Here is a 20,420-nt window from a genome sequence, read left to right on the forward strand (position 1 = left end):
CGATCTCGTATGCCGGCTATGAAGGCGAAGTAATGCGTGGCGCCTTCGCCGGGGTACCGCATGGCCAACTCGAAGCGGCCCGCGCTTTCGGCATGAGCCGTTGGAAAATCTTCAAGCGCATATGGCTCCCGCAGGCGATCAGCCGGGCACTCCCGACGCTGGCGGGTGAAACTGTTCTCCAGCTGAAAGCAACACCGCTGGTGGCAACGATAACCATGGTCGACATCTACGCCGTAGCCTCGCGGGTGCGCCAGGATCTATTCATCACCTACGAACCCTTGCTGCTTCTGGCGTTGGTCTATATGTCCATCACCGGTATCCTGGTGTTCGGTTTCCGCAGGCTCGAGGCGCGGATCCCGAGCAAGCTAGGCTAAGGCTGTTAAAGTCGCGAATTCAGGGCAGCTGCCATGCAACTCAGTCTCGACCAGGCGACAGGGCTGTGCCGGATGGCCGCACTTGGCGCCGGCGCCAACGAAGAGGCGGCGCAGTCGCTGGCTGCCTCGATCGTCGCGGCCGAGGCTGAAGGACTGTCGACCGTCGGGCTGTCGCACTTCATCGATTATCTCGAAGCACTGGAAGCTGGCCGTATCGACGGCAACGCCGATCCGGTGATCACCAGGCCGGCACTCGCGGTCTATCTTTCCGATGCGCGCGGCGGCTTAGCGCATACCGGTTTCGACCGCACGATCGATGACCTCGCCAAGGCGGCGCGGCTGTTCGGCGTCGCCATCTTTTCGCAGAAGAATGCTTACACCTGCGGCGCGCTCGGCTATTTCACCGGACGGCTGGCCGCGCAGGGATTGGTGTCGTTCGCCGCCACCAACGGCCCGGCCGTGCTTGCCGGCTCAGGCTCGGTCAAGCCGGTCTACTGCACCAACCCGATGTCCTTTGCCGCACCCACCATGGACGGGGCGCCGCTGGTCATCGACCAGTCGTCGAGCGCCACCGCCTTCGTCAACATCCGCAAGGCGGCCGAGGACGGCAAGAAGATCCCCGAAGGCTGGGCACTGGACACCAGCGGCAATCCAACCACGGACCCGGCAGCCGCCATGAAAGGCGCCATGCTTGCCTTCGGCGGCCAGCGCGGCGCCAACATCGCGCTGATGGTCGAGGTGCTGGCTGCGGGCCTGTCGGGCGCCAACTGGTCGCTCGATGCGCCATGGTTCAGCGGCGGGCCGGACAGTCCGGGGACCGGCCTGTTCGTGCTCGCCGTCGAGCCCAAGCTGCTCGATCCGAACTTCGAGAAACGGATGAAGGACCAACTCGACAGGTTGCGGCGGCGCTATGGCGTGCATGTGCCGGGGCGTGCCCGGGCAGAAGCGGCAGAGAAGGCGGCGGCGCGCGGCATAAGCGCGCCGAAAGCCGTGGTGCAACGCATTTCCGAATTCGCCGCGCGCTATTCGTCGTGAAGAAATTCGTTTGTCGGATGAGCGGCTGAGGAGGCCGGCCGATCCGGCAGCGCGAGCCTACTTCCCGCAATGATGATCGTTGATGACGTTCACCGCGTTCGCGTCCGGCCCTACCCTGTTGTAGGAGCAGGGTTCGGCGGCCGTCGTGAACAGGTGGTTGTCATAGTAGCGCGGGCCACCGAACAGAATGTCGATGATGTCGCCGTTGGTGGGAACGTAGCGTTCGGGTTGCGCTTGGTGGTGATGCCGGTTTGCCGCGAATGCCGAGGCACCGACGCTGCAGCCTGTTGCGAAAGCCAGAGCGAAGATCGCAACGCGTTTTGTCGTCATCGGCAATATCCTCCATTCGGAATCAAACCATACATCTAAAATCGCCGACCGAACAAAGGTTCCTGTTCCTAATGGAGTTGCCGTAAAGCCGGGCCTCGGCGGCGTTTCTGCCATTTCGAACGGATCCGGAAAATCATGCTTCAACAGTGCCGGGCGACCTATGTTCGCCCTTTGCCTTTGGCGCGAAACCGACTATGAAACGGCTTCAATCAAGCCATCTGGATAGCCCGCCGGAGCCAGCCATGACCGAAATCCTTCAGACCCCAAAGCTCGTCGTCGTTTTCGGCGGCTCCGGCTTTGTCGGTCGTCATGTCGTGCGGGCGCTGGCCAAGCGCGGCTACCGCATCCGGGTGGCCTGCCGCCGGCCCGATCTCGCCGGTCATTTGCAACCGCTTGGCAATGTCGGGCAGATCCAGCCGGTGCAGGCCAATGTCCGGGTGCGCTGGTCGGTCGACCGCGCCGTGCAAGGCGCCGACCATGTCGTCAATCTGGTGGCGATCGCGCATGAGGCCGGCCGGCAGAAATTTACTGCCGTCCACGAGTTCGGCGCGCGCGCTATTGCCGAAGCGGCGCGCGCCGTCGGCGCCGGCCTCACCCACATCTCGGCTCTGGGAGCGGACCTCCACGCGCAATCGGACTACGCGCGTACCAAGGCGCTCGGCGAAAAGGCCGTTCTTGAGACGGTCCAAGACGCCGTGATCTTGCGGCCATCGATCAATTTCGGGCCGGAGGACGGTTTCTTCAACCGCTTTGCCAACATGGCCCGCTTTTCCCCAGTGCTGCCGCTGATCGGCGGCGCGCAGACGAAATTCCAGCCGGTCTATGTCGGCGACGTCGCCGAGGCGGTGGCGCACTCGGTCGACGGCAAGGTCCAGGGCGGCCGGATCTATGAACTCGGCGGGCCGCAGGTGCTTACCTTCAAGGAATGCATGCAAGAGCTGCTCGTCATCATCGAACGCAAGCGGTTTTTGCTGCCCGTGCCATGGTGGCTGGCGAACCTCCAGGCATCAATTCTCGGGCTGCTGCCCAATCCGTTGTTGACCAAGGACCAGGTACTGCTGCTGCGCCAGCACAATGTCGTGTCGGATGACGCTGTCAAGGACAACAGGACGCTCGCCGGCCTCGGTATCCAGCCGCGGTCGATCGGAACCATCCTGCCCAGCTATCTCTGGCGCTACCGCGCCGCCGGCCAGTTCCAACGCAAGTCCGCCGTATAACACGAACGGACGTCGGGTTGCCTACGCCGCGCGCCTGGTAACCAGCATAGGCAGCCCGCCTTGCGGCTGCGTCGTCAGCTTCTGCACCGGCCAGGGGCGGGTTTGCGCGGTGGTATCGAAACGATAGCGCGACAGCATGATCGCCAACGCGATGATTGCCTCCTGCATGGCAAAGCTGGCGCCGATGCAGACGCGAGGCCCGGCGCCGAACGGCAAATACTGGAAACGGTCGATCTTTCCGCGGTTTCCCGGATGGAAGCGTTCCGGCATGAAGGCGTCGGGCCTGTCCCACAGCTTGCGATGGCGGTGGACGACCCACGGCATCACCAGCACCGCGGCACGTCGCGGTATGTAGAGGCCGTTCCAGGTTTCGGGCTCGATCGGTTCGCGGTTGATCGATGGCGCCGGCGGATAGAGCCTGAGCGCCTCTTCGAAGGCGGCACGGGTGAGCGGCATGGCGTCGAGCCATTTCGTCGGGTCGGGCTCACGCGCCAGCACGGCATCGATCTCGTGCTCGATCTTTTCGCGCTCCCACGGCGCTTCGGCAAGGCAGTAGAGCGTCCAGCCGAGCGCCCTGGCCGTAGTCTCGTGGCCGGCGCCGATGAAGGTGATGATGTTGTCCTCGACCTCGGCCCGGGTCAGCCCGCCCGGTCCCTCCGCTTTCAACAGCAGCGTGAGAAAATCCTGCGGCACCGTGTCCGGAGCACGCTTCAACCGCGCCTCGCGCATTTGCACCGTGTCGGTGACGATCTTGCGGAAGTAGGCCATGGTCTTGCGGCCGCGGATGCGGGTCAGGCGGGGCAGCCAATCGGGTGCCCGCAAAAGGTCGAGTGGATCGACCCGACCCATGGTCTCGAACAGGCGGTCGATCTCCTTGGCAAAGCTGCCCGGCTCGCCTGAAATCTCACCGGAAAACAGCGTCTCGGCCAGGATGTCAAAGGTAAGCAGCGTCATGTCGTGAGCGATGTCGAACGTACCGCCGCCCTCGTAGCGCATGACGAACTCCCGCGTGCGCCTCAGCATCGGCTCGGCAAAACCGAAGATATGGCGCGGCGTGAACACTGGCGCCATCGCCTTGCGTGAACGCCTCCACACCTCGCCCTCGGCGGTCAGCAAGCCGTCGCGCAGGATCGGCCGCAGGATCAGCTGGCGAACCGTCGCCATCTTGTAGTTCTTGGCGTTATCGACGAGCACATGGCGGATGAGGCCGGGATCGTTGGCGATGACCAGCGGCCCACCGATACCGGTCACCGAAATCCAGGGCTCGTTATAGGTCGGCTCGCCCCACAGCTCGAGCGGATTGCGGTAGACGATGCGGATCATCTCCAGCGTCGAGGGCGGCGCTGTGCGCGGCTTCGGCGCCGGCGGGACGAAGGGGACGGGCTGACTGTCCATGGCTTGCTCCGCTGACACCTCAATGTAGTGGCGGGCAAGGCAGGCGTCCATGTGACTGGACGACAAGGCGAAGCATCCGCTCTCTGGAATGTGACCGGGGCACCGGAAAGTGCCTGCTTGCTGTGTCCGGCCGCGTGTCTTAGGTGGCAGCACCACAGATGTCAGAAACCGGCAGGAGCCCCGCTTTGAAGCACCAGTTGAACGTCATCATCGGCAGCACGCGGCCGGGCCGCGCCGGGCCGGTTTTCGCAAAGTGGCTGGAGAGCTTTGCGCGCGAACACGGGAAATTCGAGCCGGTGCTCACCGATATCGCCGCCTTCAACCTGCCGGTGCTGGACGAGCCGCATCATCCGAGACTCGGCAAATACGAAAACAGCCACACGAAAGCCTGGTCGAAAGCAATCGACGCCGCCGACGCATTCGTCTTCGTGGCGCCGGAGTACAATTATTTCACCGCTCCCGCGATCGTCAACGCGGTCGACTACCTGCTCAGGGAATGGCGATACAAGCCGGCCGCCATCCTCAGCTATGGCGGTGTCTCCGGCGGCTTGCGAGCGGCGCAGGCAGTCAAACCGTTGCTGACCGCGGTCGGCGTCATGCCGATCCCGGAAGGCGTGGCGCTGCCGATGTACCAGAAGCTGCTCGACGAGACCGGCGCCTTCCTACCCAGCGAGCAGGTGCTCGGCGGGGCCAGGACCATGCTGGACGAGCTGTTCCGCTGGAGCGAAGCGCTGAAGCCGATGCGGGTCGGCTGACAACGCGAACGGCCGAGCTTGCCGATGCCATAACTTGCTCATGCCATAAAGAGATGAATGCTCCGGCGAATGACCGGGCCGGGGCGGTTCGATTTGCGTCTTCTGTTTGCCTTGCTGCTGATCCTCTCGACGGCCTCCGCTGCCGTGGCGGAGCGGCGCGTTGCGCTAGTCATCGCCGAGAACGACTACCGGCTGATCCGGCCGCTCGCCAATCCCGTCAACGACGGCGAGGTGATGGAAACGGTGCTGGGGAAGCTCGGCTTCGAGGTCTTCCTCGAAACCAACCGCGACCTGCGGCGCATGCGCCGGGCGCTCGACGATTTCCGCGAGGATGCCAAAGGCGCCGACGTGGTACTGGTGTTCTTTTCCGGCCATGGCGTCGAGATCGCCGGCGAGAATCGGCTCCTGCCGGTCGATGCAGACGCGTCGTCGCTCGACGCACTGGAAAAGACCAGCCTGCCGCTGGAGGAGATCCGCACGACCGTCGCCGCCACCAGCAAGGTCGGACTGATCGTGCTCGATGCCTGCCGCAGCGATCCGTTTGCGGCTACGGGCGGCGAAGGCCGCGGCGCAACGGCGCTTGCAAAAGAGGTCGGCGTCAAGGTCCGGCCGGGTCTTGGCCGCGTCGGGCGGGCAGAAAACATTCTGTTTGCCTTCTCGGCGGCACCCGGCGAGACGGCCGCGGATGGGACCGGCCAGAATTCGCCGTTCACCGCGGCATTGACGAAATATCTCGGCACCGATGGACTCGAGATCCGCTCCGTGCTGACGCTCGTGCAGCAGGAGGTCTACGACCTCTCGCGCGGCAAGCAATTGCCCTATGTCGAGAGCGGCCTGCCGCATCTGTTCTTTGCCACGACAGCCAAGGAGAAACTGCCCGAGCGCGAACGCCTGTTGCTCGCCATGGCCGAGGTGACGCCTCAGATGCGCGGCGAGGTGGAGAAGATCGCCAGCGACGCCGACATGCCGCTGGCACCGCTCTATGGCGCGTTGATCAGTTCCGATACCGGCCACCTCTCCGCTGACAGTCTGAACGCCAGGCTGCGTGAGGCAGCCGACGCCTTCGTCAAGGTGCGGAGCGAAATGCAGACGCTTGGATCAGACGATCTGCGGGTGGCAGCGTTGCGCCGGCAGGCCGAAGAGCAGCTTTCGCTGGGAGCGTTCGATGCGGCGCGCAAAAAGCTCGCCGAGGCAGCCGAGATCGATAATGTCTCGCGCAACGCTCTGAAGGCCAATTTCGTCAGCCGCACGCTCTCCGAGGCCGCAACGCGCTATCTGTCCGGCGGGGCGGCGCGCGCCGACCTCGACTACGCCACAGCCATCAGGGACTATGAGTCGGTGCTCGCGCTTTATGGCGAAGCCGGACAGGTGGTGCTGTCGCTCGACGATGCCGACCGCTTGATCCGCACGCTGGACGAGCTGGGCAAGCTCTATACCACGGTCGGCAATATCGATGCGGCCGGCCGCGCCTTCGAGGCGCTGCAAGCCGATCTCGAACGGCGGTTGCATCATGAAACCGATCCCAACGTGAAGCGCGACTTCGCCGTCAGCCACGTCAAGCTCGGCAATGTGCGGATGGCGCAAGGCAATCTGCCGACAGCGCTGCAGAATTATGAGACCGCCAAGACCATTCTGCAGGGCCTGACCGAGGCAGAACCGGACAATCTGGAGTGGTTCGGCGACCTCGCCATGGCCGACGACAAGATCGGCAACGTACTGGCGACGCAAGGCGATCTGGCCGGCGCCGCAGAGGTCTACCAGGAAAGTCTGTCGATCAAGAAACAGCTCGCCGCCGGAGAGCCCGACCGTGCCGAACTGCAGCGCGACCTGACCATCACCTATGATGAGATCGGTCACCTTGCCCATGTCGCAGGCCAACTGGACAACGCACAGGCGGCCTATGAAGAGAGCCTGAAGGTGCGGCTGGCGCTGGCGGCGGCCAAACCGGGAGACGCCGACCGGCAGCGTGACGTCTCGGTCAGCCACGATACGATAGGCGACCTGCTGCGCGAACGCGGCGACGCCGCCGGGGCGCTGGCGGCTTACAGGGAAGGCCTCGCGATCGTCAAGCACCTGGCGAAACGCGATCCGGACGACACCGAGCTGAAACGCGACCTGTCAGTCGGCAACGCCAAGACCGGCAATGCGCTGAGCGACCAGCAGAATTGGCCTGCGGCACTTTCGGCTTATCGTGAGGCACTTTCGCAGGCAAGCGCGCTCGCCGCCGGCGACCCGAACAACACCGAATGGCAGCGCGACCTGTCCGTCTGCCTCGAGAAGGTCGCCGGCGTCCTGGCGATACAGGGCGACCACAAAGGCGCGCTGAAAGCCTATCTGGACAGTTATGCGATTGCGCAGCGGCTGGCCAGGCTCGATCCGGCCAATTCCGACTGGCAGCGTGACTTGTCGATAACGCTGTCCGAAGTCGCCACCCTGCGCCTAAAGCAGCGCGACGTCAGCGGAGCCCGGCAAGCCTTTCAGGACAGCCTGACCATCCGCGAGAAACTTGCCCGGTCCGATCCGGACAACGCCACCTGGCAGCGCGACCTGGTGGTCGCCTATATCGACTACGCGCAAGTCGCTAAGGATCCGAAAGCCGTGCTTTCCAAGGCGCTCGACATGACGCTCGAGCTCGACCGAAGCGGGCGGTTGGCGCCGCGATACAAATTCATGATCAAGTTCCTGCGTGAGCGGCTGGCCAGGATCGAAGCCAAGCGCCAGTAGCCGGCCGACGCGACCGTCATTCCGTCCGGAAATGCCTGCAAACCTTGGAAAAACCGCCTTTTGCGCCTATATCTACGACATTAGAAATGCGCGATTCGAAGCCGATTTTTCGCGCTCTGCACACGGCATCAATCAGACAGGTTTTCATGAGCGAACAGACCGACATCGCCAACGGCGTTGAAGCCGAATACGGCGCCGATTCCATCAAGGTTTTGAAGGGCTTGGATGCCGTTCGCAAGCGGCCGGGCATGTATATCGGCGATACCGACGACGGCTCGGGCCTGCACCACATGGTTTATGAAGTCGTCGACAACGCCATCGACGAAGCCCTGGCCGGCCATGCCGACCTGGTGACGGTGACGCTCAATCCGGACGGATCGGTGACGGTCATCGACAATGGCCGCGGCATTCCGACCGATATCCACACCGGCGAAGGCATTTCGGCGGCCGAAGTGATCATGACGCAGCTGCATGCCGGCGGCAAGTTCGACCAGAACTCCTACAAGGTGTCGGGCGGCCTGCACGGCGTCGGCGTGTCGGTCGTCAACGCACTGTCGGCCTGGCTGAAACTGAAGATCCGCCGCAACGGCCAGATCTACGAGATGAGCTTCACGCATGGCAATGCCGACGCGCCGCTGCGCGTCACCGGCAGTTATGAACAAGACAAGCTCCCCGGCACCTATGAAGGCCGCAGCGGCAGCGAAATTACGTTTTTGCCGTCGTCCGAAACCTTCACCATGGTCGAATTCGACTACGGCACGCTGGAGCATCGGCTGCGCGAACTCGCCTTCCTGAACTCCGGCGTGCGCATCGTTTTGACCGATGCCCGCCATGCCGACATCGTGCGCCATGAACTGCACTACGATGGCGGCCTCGAAGAGTTCGTCCGATATCTCGACCGGACGAAGAAGCCGTTGCTCGATAAGCCGATATCGATCCGCGCCGAGCGCGACGGCATCACGGTCGAGGTCGCCATGTGGTGGAACGACAGCTACCACGAGAACGTGCTGGCCTTCACCAATAACATCCCGCAACGCGACGGCGGCACGCATCTGGCAGGCTTTCGCGGTGCGCTGACACGCCAGATAACCGGCTATGGCGACTCTTCGGGCCTGACCAAGAAGGAAAAGGTGGCGCTGATCGGCGACGATTGCCGTGAAGGGCTGACGGCGGTGCTGTCAGTCAAGGTTCCCGACCCGAAATTCTCCTCGCAGACCAAGGACAAGCTGGTGTCGTCCGAGGTCCGTCCGGTGGTCGAAGGGCTGGTCAACGAAGCGCTCGGCACTTGGCTGGAGGAGCACCCGACCGAGGGCAAGGCGGTCATCGAGAAGGTCATCCAGGCCGCGGCCGCGCGTGAAGCCGCGCGCAAGGCACGCGACATCACCCGCAAGAGTTCGCTCGGCGTCACCTCGTTGCCCGGCAAGCTGGCCGATTGCCAGGAGCGCGATCCGGCAAAATCCGAGATCTTCATCGTCGAGGGCGACAGCGCCGGCGGCTCGGCCAAGGGCGGCCGTTCGCGCCAGAACCAGGCCATTCTTCCGCTGCGCGGCAAGATCCTCAATGTCGAGCGCGCCCGCTTCGACCGCATGCTCGGCTCCGACATGATCGGCACGCTAATCACTGCGCTCGGCACCTCGATCGGCAAGGATGAGTTCAATGCCGACAAGCTGCGCTACCACAAGATCATCCTGATGACCGACGCCGATGTCGACGGCGCCCACATCCGCACCTTGCTGCTGACCTTCTTCTTTCGCCAGATGCCGGAACTGATCGAACGCGGTCATCTCTACATCGCGCAGCCGCCGCTCTATAAGGTGACGCGCGGGAAGAGCTCGCAATACATCAAGGACGAAGCCGCCTTCGAGGAATTCCTGATCGGCTCCGGGCTGGAAGAAGCGTCGCTTGCGCTCAGCACGGGCGAGGTGCGGGCCGGGCAGGACCTGCGCAGTGCCATCGACGACGCCTTGGCTGTCCGCCAGCTCATCAACGGATTGCACACCCGCTATAACAGAGGCGTGGTCGAGCAGGCAGCGATTGCCGGCGCGCTCAACCCGGAGATCTTCACCGACCTCGGCCGCGCCAATGAGACGGCCGAGCGTGTTGCCCGCCGTCTCGACATTATCGCCGAGGACACCGAGCGCGGCTGGATCGGCCGCATGTCGACCTCGAACGAGGGCATTGGCGGCTATGTCTTCGAGCGAACGGTGCGCAGCGTCAAGGAGTTCGCACATCTCGACCTGGCGCTGATCAATTCCGCCGACGCACGCCAGCTCGACCGCTATGCGCCGCGTCTGGCGGAAATCTATGGCGAGCCGCCGGTGCTGCGCCGCAAGGATGTCTCGGAAACCATTTCGGGGCCGCTGGCACTGCTCAATGCCGTGTTTGCCACCGGCCGCAAGGGCTTGACCATGCAGCGCTACAAGGGCCTTGGCGAAATGAACGCCGAGCAGCTCTGGGAAACGACGCTTGACCCGAATGTGCGCTCGCTCTTGCAGGTCAAGGTCAATGATGCAACGGATGCGGACAGCTTGTTTTCGCGGCTGATGGGCGACGAGGTCGAGCCCAGGCGCGAATTCATCCAGGAAAACGCGCTGTCGGTCGCCAATCTGGACATCTGAGCCACGATCTCAGATACCCAGCCAGAAGGCAATGAAGTGCATTGGTGCGCCTTGGCGCACCGATGCCGACTGTTGCAAGCAACAGAGATCACCAGGACCGCCGGAACGGAAAGGCTTTCAAGGCATTGTAGTTGATCACAATCGCCGCAGGAGGCATCCATGGGACGTGGCATTTTGCTCTGGCTTCTCGGTGTCCCGATTCCGATCATTATTCTGATCATGCTGTTTGCAAGATAGGGGGCTTCGATGCCGTCCACCCTAACAACTGCCGACGTTTCCGCACCGACGGAATCCGCTACCCCCGCTGTCAGCTGGGGGCCAATCGTCGCCGGCGCCTTTGCTGCGTCGACGCTTACCTTCATCTTGATGCTGCTCGGCTCCGGGCTTGGGCTGAGCATGGTGTCGCCATGGTCCGGCTCGGGTGCGTCAGTCACCACTTTCGCAGTTTCCACCGCCGTCTGGCTGATCGTCGTGCAGTGGCTGTCGTCGGCGCTGGGCGGCTACCTCGCCGGACGCCTGCGCACCAAATGGGTCGGCATCCACACCGATGAAGTCTTCTTCCGCGATACCGCTCACGGTTTCCTGGCCTGGGCGCTGGCGACGCTGCTCGTCGCCGGCGTGCTCGGCACGGCGCTTTCGGCCGCGATAGGTAGCGGTGTACAGGCTGCTTCGACTGTGGCATCGGGCGCGGCAATGGGCGCTTCGGCAGGTGCTGCTGCAAACGCTGGTGGCGCCTCGACTAACGACGCGACATCGTATTTCGTCGATACGCTGTTCCGCCCGGCCGATCCGGCAAGGCTCGCTGCCGCCAATCCGGAGAGCGACGCCGCGGCAACGGCGCAGGCATCGCGCATTCTGATCGCGAGTGCCGCAGCAGGCGAAATATCGGCCGACGACAAGACCTATCTGTCGCGGCTGGTGGCCGCCCGCACAGGCCTGTCCGAAGCGGATGCCACCGCTCGCGTCGATGCAGTAATCGCCAGAGCGCAGGAGGCCAAGGTCAAGGCCCAGCAGGCGGCCGACACCGCCAGAAAGGCAGGCGCCACCTTCTCGCTGATTGGCGCGCTGTCGCTGGTCATCGGCGCCTTCATTGCCAGTGCGGCTGCAGCACTTGGCGGCAGGCAGCGCGACGACGAGGAAGCAATTTTCCTGACCAATCGTTGATCCGTGGCTAAGCCAACTCCATCCGCTTCGGGAAGATTCCCCCGAAGCGGACCCTTGCCTTGAACTCCGGCACAGCATTGTCGGGCGCTGCTCGCCGCCGATAGCTCAGTCCCCCAGCTTGCGGCCGAGATCGACTGCATCGCGCAGCACTGCAAGGTGCGAGCGCGGCTGTGCGCCGGCCGGCGCGTTGACCTCGACGCCGCTCGCCGTCAGCGACCAGTAGAGCCTGTGCGTGAAGATACGGCCCCGCGAGCCGCGCAACTCGACCTGAACGTTTTCCATGCCGGGACCGAAGTTCTCCGTCATCCGCCCTGAAATCGGGGCGCCGGTCAGCCAGCCATCGCCCCGGTCGAAGATATTGGTCCAGCGCGTCGCGGCAAACACGGCGCCATGATGCACCGCCCGCAGCGGCTTGCCGGAATGGCTGCGCCCTTCCTGGTAGAGCATGGTCCCGCCCGCCGCCCTGTCGGCGATCGGCGGGCATGCCGAAAACAGGCGCTCGGCGATGCCGCGCCTGAATTCGGCGAGGTTGTGGGTCACCAGAAACTCGCTGTGAGTCAGCGGACTGCCGAGCGTGACGAAATCGCTGATCTTCCACGGCAGCGGATGATCGGCGTCGCCGACGCGAAGCTGCCGATAGAGCTCCCATTGGCTGCGCCGGAATGCGGGGAGGTCATCGAGGCTGTCGGGCCAGGCGGAGGCATCGGCGGCCAGCGTCGCTTTGTCGACGGCGTGGATCGCCTTCAGCCGCGCTTTGTCGCGAATGGCTTCCAGCTTTCTAGGCCTGAAATCAGCCCACAAGATCTGCAACAGATCATAGGCGATGATCGACCCGAGGCTGTGCGAGACCAGCACGATGCGATCATAGGCATCGTCCATCATGAGACGCTTCAGCAGCTTGAGGCCACGCTCGCGGACCAGCGCCCGTTTCTCGACCGTTGCCGCTTCGGCCCGCACATAGGCGGCGACGTCGCCGAAATAAGGCAAGCCAAACTGGTCCACCGACCAGATGACGAACGACGCCAGAACCGTGACAAGCACACCGGTCGTCCAGGAGATGTAGCCTTGCCAGGTCGACGTTGCGAGCGCCAGCGCCGCGCCGAGGACGACGATGGTGGCCAAAAGCGTGACGACGTAGAGTTTGCGCACATCGCGCGGAATATCGACGGGCTTGCGCCAGAGCAGGGTCGTCACCCAGGCAGCAAGGCGGCTTCGGGTCGTGCCCTGGGTGATGTCGGCCCAGTAAAGCTCGTAGAAATCGGTGCGGCGGCCATCGACATCATAGGGCGTGGTGATCCGGCGGAGTTCGTGCGAATTGGTCCGGCTGTCGGGCGTGATCCAGCTCTGGTTGATCTTCGCACCCATCGGGTCGGCCGGATCGGCGACATGGGCATAGAACGGTGCACGGGCCGGATCGTGGCTCCATACGGCCTGGACAAACTCCCTCAACGTGTCCATGGGCCGCTGCTCGCCCATGCCGTGCACGACCACTACCGCCTGGCTGCGCTTGCGTGGCGCCTTCTCTGCTGCGGTCAGATCGGCGGCCGGCGATGCAGCAGAACCAGGGTCGGGCACCAGCACCTCCACGATGACGCCGGTTGCAAGACGACGGGTCGGCATCGTAGCTTCAGAACCGGTAACAGCCAAGAAAAAGCCCGGCGCGGAGCCGAGCTGTATTCGACGATCGGCAGTGAATTGGCAACGAGGCCTTTTCAGTGATCCATGGCCTTGACGATCTCCTCGGTCATCTTCTTGGCGTCGCCGAGCAGCATCATGGTGCCGTCCTTGTAGAACAGCGTGTTGTCGATGCCGGCATAGCCGGAGCCAAGCGAGCGCTTGACGAACAGGCAAGTGCGCGCCTTGTCGACGTCGAGGATCGGCATGCCGTAGATCGGTGAGGACTTGTCGTCACGAGCCGAGGGATTGGTGACGTCGTTGGCGCCGATGACATAGGCGACGTCGGCCTGCGCGAACTCAGAGTTGATGTCCTCCAACTCGAACACTTCGTCATAAGGCACGTTGGCTTCGGCCAAGAGCACGTTCATGTGGCCGGGCATGCGGCCGGCGACGGGGTGGATGGCGTATTTGACGTCGACGCCGTTGGCCTTGAGCTTGTCGGCCATCTCGCGCAGCGCGTGCTGCGCCTGGGCGACGGCCATGCCGTAGCCCGGCACGATGATGACCTTTTGCGCATTCATCATCAGATAGGCGGCATCCTCGGCCGAGCCCTGCTTGACCGTGCGCTCGATGCCGTCGTTGGCAATGGCTGATGTCTCGCCGCCGAAGCCACCGAGGATGACCGAGATGAAGCTCCGGTTCATGCCTTTGCACATGATGTAGGACAGGATGGCGCCCGATGAACCGACCAGAGCGCCGGTGATGATCAGCGCCAGATTGCCGAGCGTGAAACCGAGTGCGGCGGCGGCCCAGCCGGAATAGGAATTCAGCATCGACACCACCACCGGCATATCGGCGCCGCCGATCGGGATGATGAGAAGGACGCCCAGCACCAGCGAGCCGGCAACGATCAGCCAGAACACCAGCTTGGATTCGGTGGTGACGAGCAGCACGATCAGCACGATCAGCGCAATGCCCAGGGCCGCGTTGATGAAGTGGCGGCCACCGATCATGATCGGCTTGCCCGACATGCGGCCGTCGAGCTTCAAGAAAGCGATGACCGAGCCGGTGAAAGTGATGGCGCCGATGGCAACGCCGAGGCTCATCTCGATCAGCGCCTGGGCATGAATATCGGCGACGGTGCCGATGCCGAAGCTTTCCGGTGCATAGATGGCGGCGGCCGCCACCATGACCGCAGCAAGACCGACCAGCGAGTGAAAGGCGGCGACCAGCTGCGGCATCGAGGTCATGGCGATGCGCCGTGCCGTGACCGCACCGACCGAGCCGCCGATCAGCAGCCCGAGCACGATCAGCGCGAAGCGGCCGGCGGAAGGGGTGGCCAGAGCCAGCGTCGTGGCGATGGCAATGCCCATGCCGACCATGCCGTACATGTTGCCCTGGCGGCTGGTGGTCGGATGCGACAGGCCGCGCAATGCCAGGATGAACAGGATGCCGGAGACCAGATAGAGGAAGGAAGCGAAGTTGGCGTTCATAGCGGCCTACTTTTCCTTCTTCTTGTACATAGCCAGCATGCGCTGGGTGACGAGGAAGCCGCCGAAGATGTTGACCGATACCAGCATCAGAGCAACGAAGCCGAAGCCGGTGGCGATGCCCGAGGCCGAGATGCCTACGGCCAGCAACGCGCCGACTACGATGACGGAGGAAATGGCGTTGGTGACGGCCATCAATGGCGTGTGCAGCGCCGGCGTCACCGACCAGACGACGTAGTAGCCGACGAAGATCGCCAGCACGAAGATGGCGAAGCGGAAGACGAAGGGATCGATGGCACCGCCGGACAGCGCGTGAGCGGCGTCACCCGCCGCTTCGGTGCCGGGCGCGGCGGCCAGGTTCTGAACCGCGAGCCGCACGGCAGCTGTCGCCTGGTCGAGCTGGTCGAGGGCTTTCTGCAGAGTCTGATCCATCACGCGATCCCTCCGGTGGTCTTGGGCTTCCTCGAAGCGGCTGGTCTCTTCGCAGCCGGCTTCGCCGAAGCCTCGGCAACCATCGTCCTCGCAGGAATGGCCGGTGGTTCGACATGTTGGCCCTTTGGTGGCTCCTGTTCAGCCCTGACGAACGCGGGATGCACGACCTTGCCGGCATCGGTCAGCATGGTTGCCTTGACCAGCTCGTCGTCGCGGTTGATGGCAAGCGTCTTCGTCGCCTTATCGACCAGCGTCTCAAGGAAGGCATAGAGGTTCCTGGCATAGAGAAGCGAGGCCGAGGCGGCGACGCGACCGGGAACGTTGAGATGGCCGACGATCTTTACCCCGTTGGCGGTGGTCACCACCTTCCCGGGCACGGCGCCCTCGACATTGCCGCCGCGCTCGACCGCGAGGTCGACGATCACGGAGCCGGGTTTCATCGAGGCGACCATCGCCGCCGAAACCAGCTTCGGCGCTGGCCGGCCGGGGATGAGCGCCGTGGTGATGACGATGTCCTGCTTGGCGATGTGCTCGGCGGTCAGCGCCGCCTGCTTGGCCTGGTACTCCTTCGACATTTCCTTGGCGTAGCCGCCAGCCGTCTCAGCCGCCTTGAACTCCTCGTCCTCGACGGCCAGGAATTTTGCGCCGAGCGAGGCGACCTGCTCCTTGGCGGCCGGGCGCACGTCGGTGGCGGTGACCACGGCGCCGAGGCGGCGCGCGGTGGCGATGGCCTGCAGACCGGCGACGCCGACGCCCATGACGAACGCCTTCGCAGCCGGCACCGTGCCAGCCGCCGTCATCATCATCGGCAGCGCCCGGTCATATTCGGCAGCCGCATCGATCACCGCCTGGTAGCCGGCGAGGTTGGCCTGGCTGGATAGAACGTCCATCGATTGCGCCCGGGTGATGCGCGGCATGAACTCCATGGAGAAGGCAGTAACACCGGCCCTGGCGAGGGCTGCGACGGCAGCATCGTTGCCGTAGGGATCCATGATCGCGATGACAGCGGCGCCGGACTTGTAGCCCTTCAGCTCGACGTCCATGGGGCGGCGCACCTTTAGCACCACGTCGGCCTTGGCAGCATCGCCGGCTTTGCCGATCGCGGCGCCCGCCTTGGCAAACTCCTCGTCGGGAATGCGCGACGCCGTGCCGGCGCCGGTTTCCACGATTACGTCGAAACCCAGCGCTGCCAGCCGCTTCACCGTATCGGGCGAGGCCGCGACGCGAGGCTCGTTTGCATCGAGCTCACGAGGGATGAAAACCGTCTGTCCCACCGCACGATCCTTTCGGCCGGAACCCTGTTACCGCAAGACACCGACCGTCCGCGGCGGCGCCTTCGACAAAGGTTGGAGGAGCTATCGGAGAATAAAAGCGCCGATGGCCAGGATCAGCACGAACAGGATAGTCGCCGAGAAGAAGCCGCCCACAAAGAAGCCGAACGCCATGGCAAGAAGCACGGCGGTGCAAAATAGCGACCCATATTTGGCCAGCATCACAAAGCCGGCATAGGTGCGGTCGTGCTCGGCATAGTCCATCTTCGCGCCCAGTTCGACAGGACCGGTCGGCGTGTGTTCAGCCATTGGAATACCCCTTCGAAGACATCTTTCAGGCACATAGCGAAAAGCCGCGTTAAGGGCAATGGCGCTATTGCCGCATCGCCGCAGCCAACAATCTCAAGCAAAACTTGAAATCGCTGCGCGGAGCGCGGCGATACCAATCACAATGAATGGCAGGTCCGCTATTGCCGATGTCGTTAGCCGGCGAGATGCGGGAACAGACCGAGCAGGCCGACAACGATCAGATAAAGGGCGACGATATAATTGAGCAGCCGCGGCATCACCAGGATCAGCACGCCTGCAATCAGCGAGATAAGCGGGGTAAGGGCGAGCGTGGAAATGGTCATATCGGTTCCTTTGATCGGATCGCTATCGAAGCGGTGCGTGATGGATGTCGGCCATGCCGACCTACCACCAGCACCTTTGCCCAGAACGCCAAAGCGATCGGAAGGCTCCATGGGCTCGTTCAGGCGGCTTCGCGAAAATACTTGGCGGTGGGCAGGATGGTCAGCGGCGCGAGTTCGCCGGCGCCGGGCTTATCGAACAACATGCGTTGCTCCATCGGCGTCGAACGGAAGAACGGAAAGCGCGATAGCGACCGCTCGCGGATGGCGCCGACGTCGGCGCGGTAGAGCACGACCTTGTTATAGACGCCAGGGTAGGCACGAGGCTCACTGATCTTCTCGGCATAGTAGATCCGCTTGTAGAAGCCGGCGTGATCTTCGCGAATGGTCGAAAGACAATAGGGCGCGTTGAAGTGAAAACATGCCATGCCGGCTAGCCGCAGCGTGAGATAAGGTATCTGCGGATAGACGCGCGACCATTCCGGGTCGGAGGCGAACCGACTGGGGCAGATGAAGCTCATGCCCTCCCCCAGCATCGGCATTACGATGTCACCAAAAGCCTTGGTGGAAGGCGACCTTGGCGTCGACAGCGTGACGTGATGAATACGCAGCGTGCTGACGAGTTCCTGGTCGATGTAGACACCGAACCGGAAGACGTTAGGCACCTCGTCGAGTTCGTCGTGAATGGTGTGGTTCTCGTTGTCGGGAACCATATCGTTGGAACGGTACGACTTGTAGCGTAGGCGATAGATGTCTTCGAGATCCTCGCCCTTGTCGCAACGGCGGTATTCCGTCCGCTCCAGCATCGCCGAAATATTCCTGGCGAAGCTGGACATGGTCTCGGACGCATCTTTCCCACCAGCGCCCGCCGCATGGCCGAGCGAACTCAACTGGGCACACATGAACTCTATTCCCCGCGATTACCGCCACCAGCCGACACTACGGACGGGTCAGGAGATGTAAAGCTGAAAATAAGCAGGAGGTCGTTTACCGTTCGTTAAGGTTAATAATTAATAGAATTATACTAAAATATGCAGTTTTTCAGCGTGAAGTCAGCGTCGCGTCGCCTTCCTTGCCGTCTTAATATCCTTGGCGAAAGGCCAAACCGTGCTCGACATGGTCTCGATGCCGGACGCGCTGAGCGCAGATCCGAACAGAAAGCCCTGGACCAGGTCCGGCTTGACCTGCAATGCCAGGATCTTGAGCTGTTCGAAGGTCTCGACACCTTCGACGGTGACTGAAAGTCCCAGCGGTCGCGACAGGTTGACGATGCCCTTGAGCAATTCGAGCGACCGGCTGTTCTGGGTGACGTCGATCAGGAACGAGCGATCGATCTTGATTTTGTCGAGTGGTAGTTTGTGGAGATAGCTGAGGCTCGAATAGCCGGTACCGAAATCGTCGAGCGCAATGCGCACGCCGAGCCGCTTCAACTCCTCGATATATTGGCGTGTCAGCGACTTGTCGTCGAGCAGCGCCGTCTCGGTGACCTCGATCTCGAGGCGGCCGGCCGGCAGACCGGAACCGGCAAGCGCCTCGCGAACCTTCTGGATGACGTCGCGGTTGCGAAAATCCTTGGCCGAGAGATTGACCGAGACGCTGGTCTGGGCCGGCCATTTGGCGCATTCCGTGCAGGCCGCATGCAGGACGAAGGTGCTGATGTCGGAAATAATCCCCATTTCCTCCGCCAGCGGAATAAAGATACCGGGGGAAATCGGCCCGAGATCGGGATGATCCCAGCGGCACAGCGCTTCGCAACTGGCGATACGCATCGTGCTCATCGCCACGATCGGCTGATAGACCACCCGCAATTCGTTGTTTTCCACGGCGCTGCGCAGGTCCGCCTTCATCAGCTGACGGCTGCGGAAGGCAGCATCCATCGAAGCCTCGAACAGCCGCCAACCGTTCTTGCCAAGCTCCTTGGCCTTGTAGAGTGCAAGGTCGGCCTTGACGATCATGGCGTCGACGTCGGTATCCTTGACCCGCGACAGCACCGCGCCGCCGCTGGCCTGGATGCGTAATCCGTGGCCGGCGACATCGACCTCGCCCTGCAGGTCGACGAAGATCTCGTCGATCTGGCCGGTGAGGTGGCTCTCATCCTCGATGCGCTCGAAGAAGATCATGAACTCGTCGCCGCCAAAGCGGCTGACGGTGATGCCTGGCCCGGCGACCGCGGCCAGCCGCTCAGCAACGGCGTAGATCAAACCGTCGCCGACCGGATGGCCGAGCGTATCATTGACGCTCTTGAAATCGTCGAGGTCAAGCACGGCAAGCCCGCAGAGACGGTCTGGATCGCCCGAGGCCATGGCTTCCACCACCAACTCATGGAAATAGGCGCGGTTGGGCAGACCGGTGAGACTGTCGTAACGCGCCATGAAGCGGATCTTGTCTTCCGCCTCGACGCGGGCGGTCACATCCTCGAAAGTGACGACGCCCAGTTCCTGGCTGCCCTCGCGCGCCGAAAATTCATAGTGCTGGCCGTTGGCGAGCGAGACCAGGACCTTTCGGTCGCGGCCCTCGCGCAACGCACGCGTCAGCTGGGCTTCGATGTAGCGGCAATCCTTCGGCGCCAGCATGCCGCCGGCAACCCCACGCATCAGCAGACCGTGGATAGAGCGGCCGAGCAGCGCATCGGCCGATTTGAGCGACATCAGGTTCGCGGCTTCGGCATTTGCCACCGCCACCCGGCCGTCGGGACCGAGCATGACAAGGCCATGCGACATGGTGTTGAGCGCACGGTTGAAACGTTGCGCAATGCGATTCGCCTTTTTTTCTTCCGAGACAGCGGCGAAAAGTACATCGCGGACAGTGTTGGCGAATTTGCGGATCGCAAACAGGAACGGCGCGGACAGGAGTCCGAGAAGGATGTGGTAAATGTCGCCACGCAGAAGGAACCCCAACGAGATTGGCCACGTCAAGGCAAGCGTCAGGATGGTGACCATGCGCGGGGAGCCATAGTTGCGCCCGGCAATCGAGGTGGCCGTGGCCAGCGTCAGGCAGACGGAGGCGATCTCAGCGAAATTGTCGCGCGCAAAATAGATGCCAAGCAGGCAGAACGCGCCAAGCGTGAGCCCGTGCAAGGACCCGTAGAGGATATAGTCGTTCTCGCGCTTGTGCGCCTCTTCCCAGGTCGTCGGCGGGGGCAAACTGTTGTATTTCCGGAAGTTTCTCATCCGGAAGATGCCTACAAGAACCATCATGATAGCGACAAGCAGATAAAGCGGGTCGCCGCTTTTCCACCAGACAAGGCCAATCAGGAAGCTCTGCGCGACAATGCCGATCGAAAGCGTCACGCCGTCGCGAAACAGCGTTTCCACGAACGGAATGTAAACGTCGACCGGAATCTCGTTTTTTCGTCTCAGATTCACGCCT

17 protein-coding genes are annotated in these 20,420 nt (G+C 63.0%); 7 read left to right on the top strand and 10 right to left on the bottom strand.

From position 1 onward, the window contains the following. Both NKH98_RS18030 and NKH98_RS18035 read left to right on the top strand, forming a co-directional pair. The coding region (locus NKH98_RS18030; RefSeq protein ID WP_352900286.1) for an ABC transporter permease subunit at positions 1-374 on the top strand (374 nt) is incomplete at its 5' end. Between the two features lie 33 nt (positions 375-407). Then, complete coding sequence (locus NKH98_RS18035) at positions 408-1,409, top strand: Ldh family oxidoreductase (RefSeq protein WP_352900289.1); 1,002 nt, start codon at positions 408-410, stop codon at positions 1,407-1,409. A 57-nt stretch (positions 1,410-1,466) separates the two neighbouring features. On the opposite strand, the gene NKH98_RS18040 is transcribed toward NKH98_RS18035, so the two are convergent. Then, complete coding sequence (locus tag NKH98_RS18040) at positions 1,467-1,883, bottom strand: hypothetical protein (protein ID WP_352900292.1); 417 nt, start codon at positions 1,881-1,883, stop codon at positions 1,467-1,469. Positions 1,884-1,981: 98 nt separating this feature from the next. Here NKH98_RS18040 and NKH98_RS18045 point away from each other — a divergent pair, with 98 nt between their 5' ends. Then, positions 1,982-2,956, top strand: coding sequence for a complex I NDUFA9 subunit family protein (locus NKH98_RS18045; RefSeq protein WP_352900295.1), 975 nt, complete (start codon positions 1,982-1,984; stop codon positions 2,954-2,956). 21 nt (positions 2,957-2,977) lie between these two features. Here the strand turns inward: NKH98_RS18045 and NKH98_RS18050 are convergent, their stop codons facing one another. Beyond that, entirely contained in the window at positions 2,978-4,351 is a 1,374-nt protein-coding gene (locus tag NKH98_RS18050) for a cytochrome P450 (protein ID WP_352900298.1), read from the bottom strand. A gap of 185 nt (positions 4,352-4,536) precedes the next feature. Here NKH98_RS18050 and NKH98_RS18055 point away from each other — a divergent pair, with 185 nt between their 5' ends. The 4 genes from NKH98_RS18055 to NKH98_RS18070 all read left to right on the top strand — a co-directional run bounded on the left by NKH98_RS18055 (position 4,537) and on the right by NKH98_RS18070 (position 11,612). Then, a complete protein-coding gene (locus tag NKH98_RS18055) occupies positions 4,537-5,106 on the top strand; it encodes an NADPH-dependent FMN reductase (protein ID WP_352882283.1) in 570 nt (189 codons plus the stop codon). A gap of 57 nt (positions 5,107-5,163) precedes the next feature. After that, entirely contained in the window at positions 5,164-7,830 is a 2,667-nt protein-coding gene (locus tag NKH98_RS18060) for a caspase family protein (protein WP_352900301.1), read from the top strand. 146 nt (positions 7,831-7,976) lie between these two features. After that, positions 7,977-10,448 (top strand): DNA topoisomerase (ATP-hydrolyzing) subunit B, encoded by a 2,472-nt coding sequence (gyrB, locus tag NKH98_RS18065; protein WP_352900304.1) that lies wholly within the window; start codon positions 7,977-7,979, stop codon positions 10,446-10,448. A gap of 246 nt (positions 10,449-10,694) precedes the next feature. After that, a complete protein-coding gene (locus NKH98_RS18070) occupies positions 10,695-11,612 on the top strand; it encodes a hypothetical protein (protein ID WP_352650055.1) in 918 nt (305 codons plus the stop codon). 105 nt (positions 11,613-11,717) lie between these two features. Here the strand turns inward: NKH98_RS18070 and NKH98_RS18075 are convergent, their stop codons facing one another. The 8 genes from NKH98_RS18075 to NKH98_RS18110 form a co-directional block, all read right to left on the bottom strand. Continuing rightward, positions 11,718-13,232: a hypothetical protein gene (locus NKH98_RS18075; protein ID WP_352900306.1), complete on the bottom strand. Its 1,515-nt coding sequence runs from the start codon at positions 13,230-13,232 to the stop codon at positions 11,718-11,720. A gap of 92 nt (positions 13,233-13,324) precedes the next feature. After that, positions 13,325-14,722 carry an NAD(P)(+) transhydrogenase (Re/Si-specific) subunit beta gene (locus NKH98_RS18080; RefSeq protein WP_352650058.1) on the bottom strand — a complete coding sequence of 466 codons (1,398 nt, stop codon included), beginning with the start codon at positions 14,720-14,722 and terminating at the stop codon, positions 13,325-13,327. Positions 14,723-14,728: 6 nt separating this feature from the next. After that, positions 14,729-15,151, bottom strand: coding sequence for an NAD(P) transhydrogenase subunit alpha part 2 (locus tag NKH98_RS18085; RefSeq protein ID WP_302893582.1), 423 nt, complete (start codon positions 15,149-15,151; stop codon positions 14,729-14,731). Beyond that, positions 15,151-16,425, bottom strand: a complete 1,275-nt coding sequence (locus NKH98_RS18090) for a Re/Si-specific NAD(P)(+) transhydrogenase subunit alpha (RefSeq protein WP_352650059.1) — start codon at positions 16,423-16,425, stop codon at positions 15,151-15,153. Before NKH98_RS18090 ends, NKH98_RS18085 begins: the two co-directional genes overlap by 1 nt. A gap of 81 nt (positions 16,426-16,506) precedes the next feature. Beyond that, the gene (locus NKH98_RS18095; RefSeq protein ID WP_352900309.1) at positions 16,507-16,731 is read right to left on the bottom strand and encodes an aa3-type cytochrome c oxidase subunit IV; all 225 of its coding nucleotides are present in this window, start codon (positions 16,729-16,731) and stop codon (positions 16,507-16,509) included. A 173-nt stretch (positions 16,732-16,904) separates the two neighbouring features. Next, complete coding sequence (locus tag NKH98_RS18100; protein WP_013528205.1) at positions 16,905-17,054, bottom strand: DUF3096 domain-containing protein; 150 nt, start codon at positions 17,052-17,054, stop codon at positions 16,905-16,907. 119 nt (positions 17,055-17,173) lie between these two features. Further along, the gene (locus NKH98_RS18105; RefSeq protein ID WP_352650061.1) at positions 17,174-17,953 is read right to left on the bottom strand and encodes an N-acyl amino acid synthase FeeM domain-containing protein; all 780 of its coding nucleotides are present in this window, start codon (positions 17,951-17,953) and stop codon (positions 17,174-17,176) included. A 150-nt stretch (positions 17,954-18,103) separates the two neighbouring features. Next, positions 18,104-20,416: a putative bifunctional diguanylate cyclase/phosphodiesterase gene (locus NKH98_RS18110; RefSeq protein ID WP_352650062.1), complete on the bottom strand. Its 2,313-nt coding sequence runs from the start codon at positions 20,414-20,416 to the stop codon at positions 18,104-18,106. Positions 20,417-20,420: the final 4 nt, after the last annotated feature.

The sequence above is a fragment of the Mesorhizobium sp. M0833 genome, assembly GCF_040319905.1.
Taxonomy (GTDB): Bacteria; Pseudomonadota; Alphaproteobacteria; order Rhizobiales; family Rhizobiaceae; genus Mesorhizobium.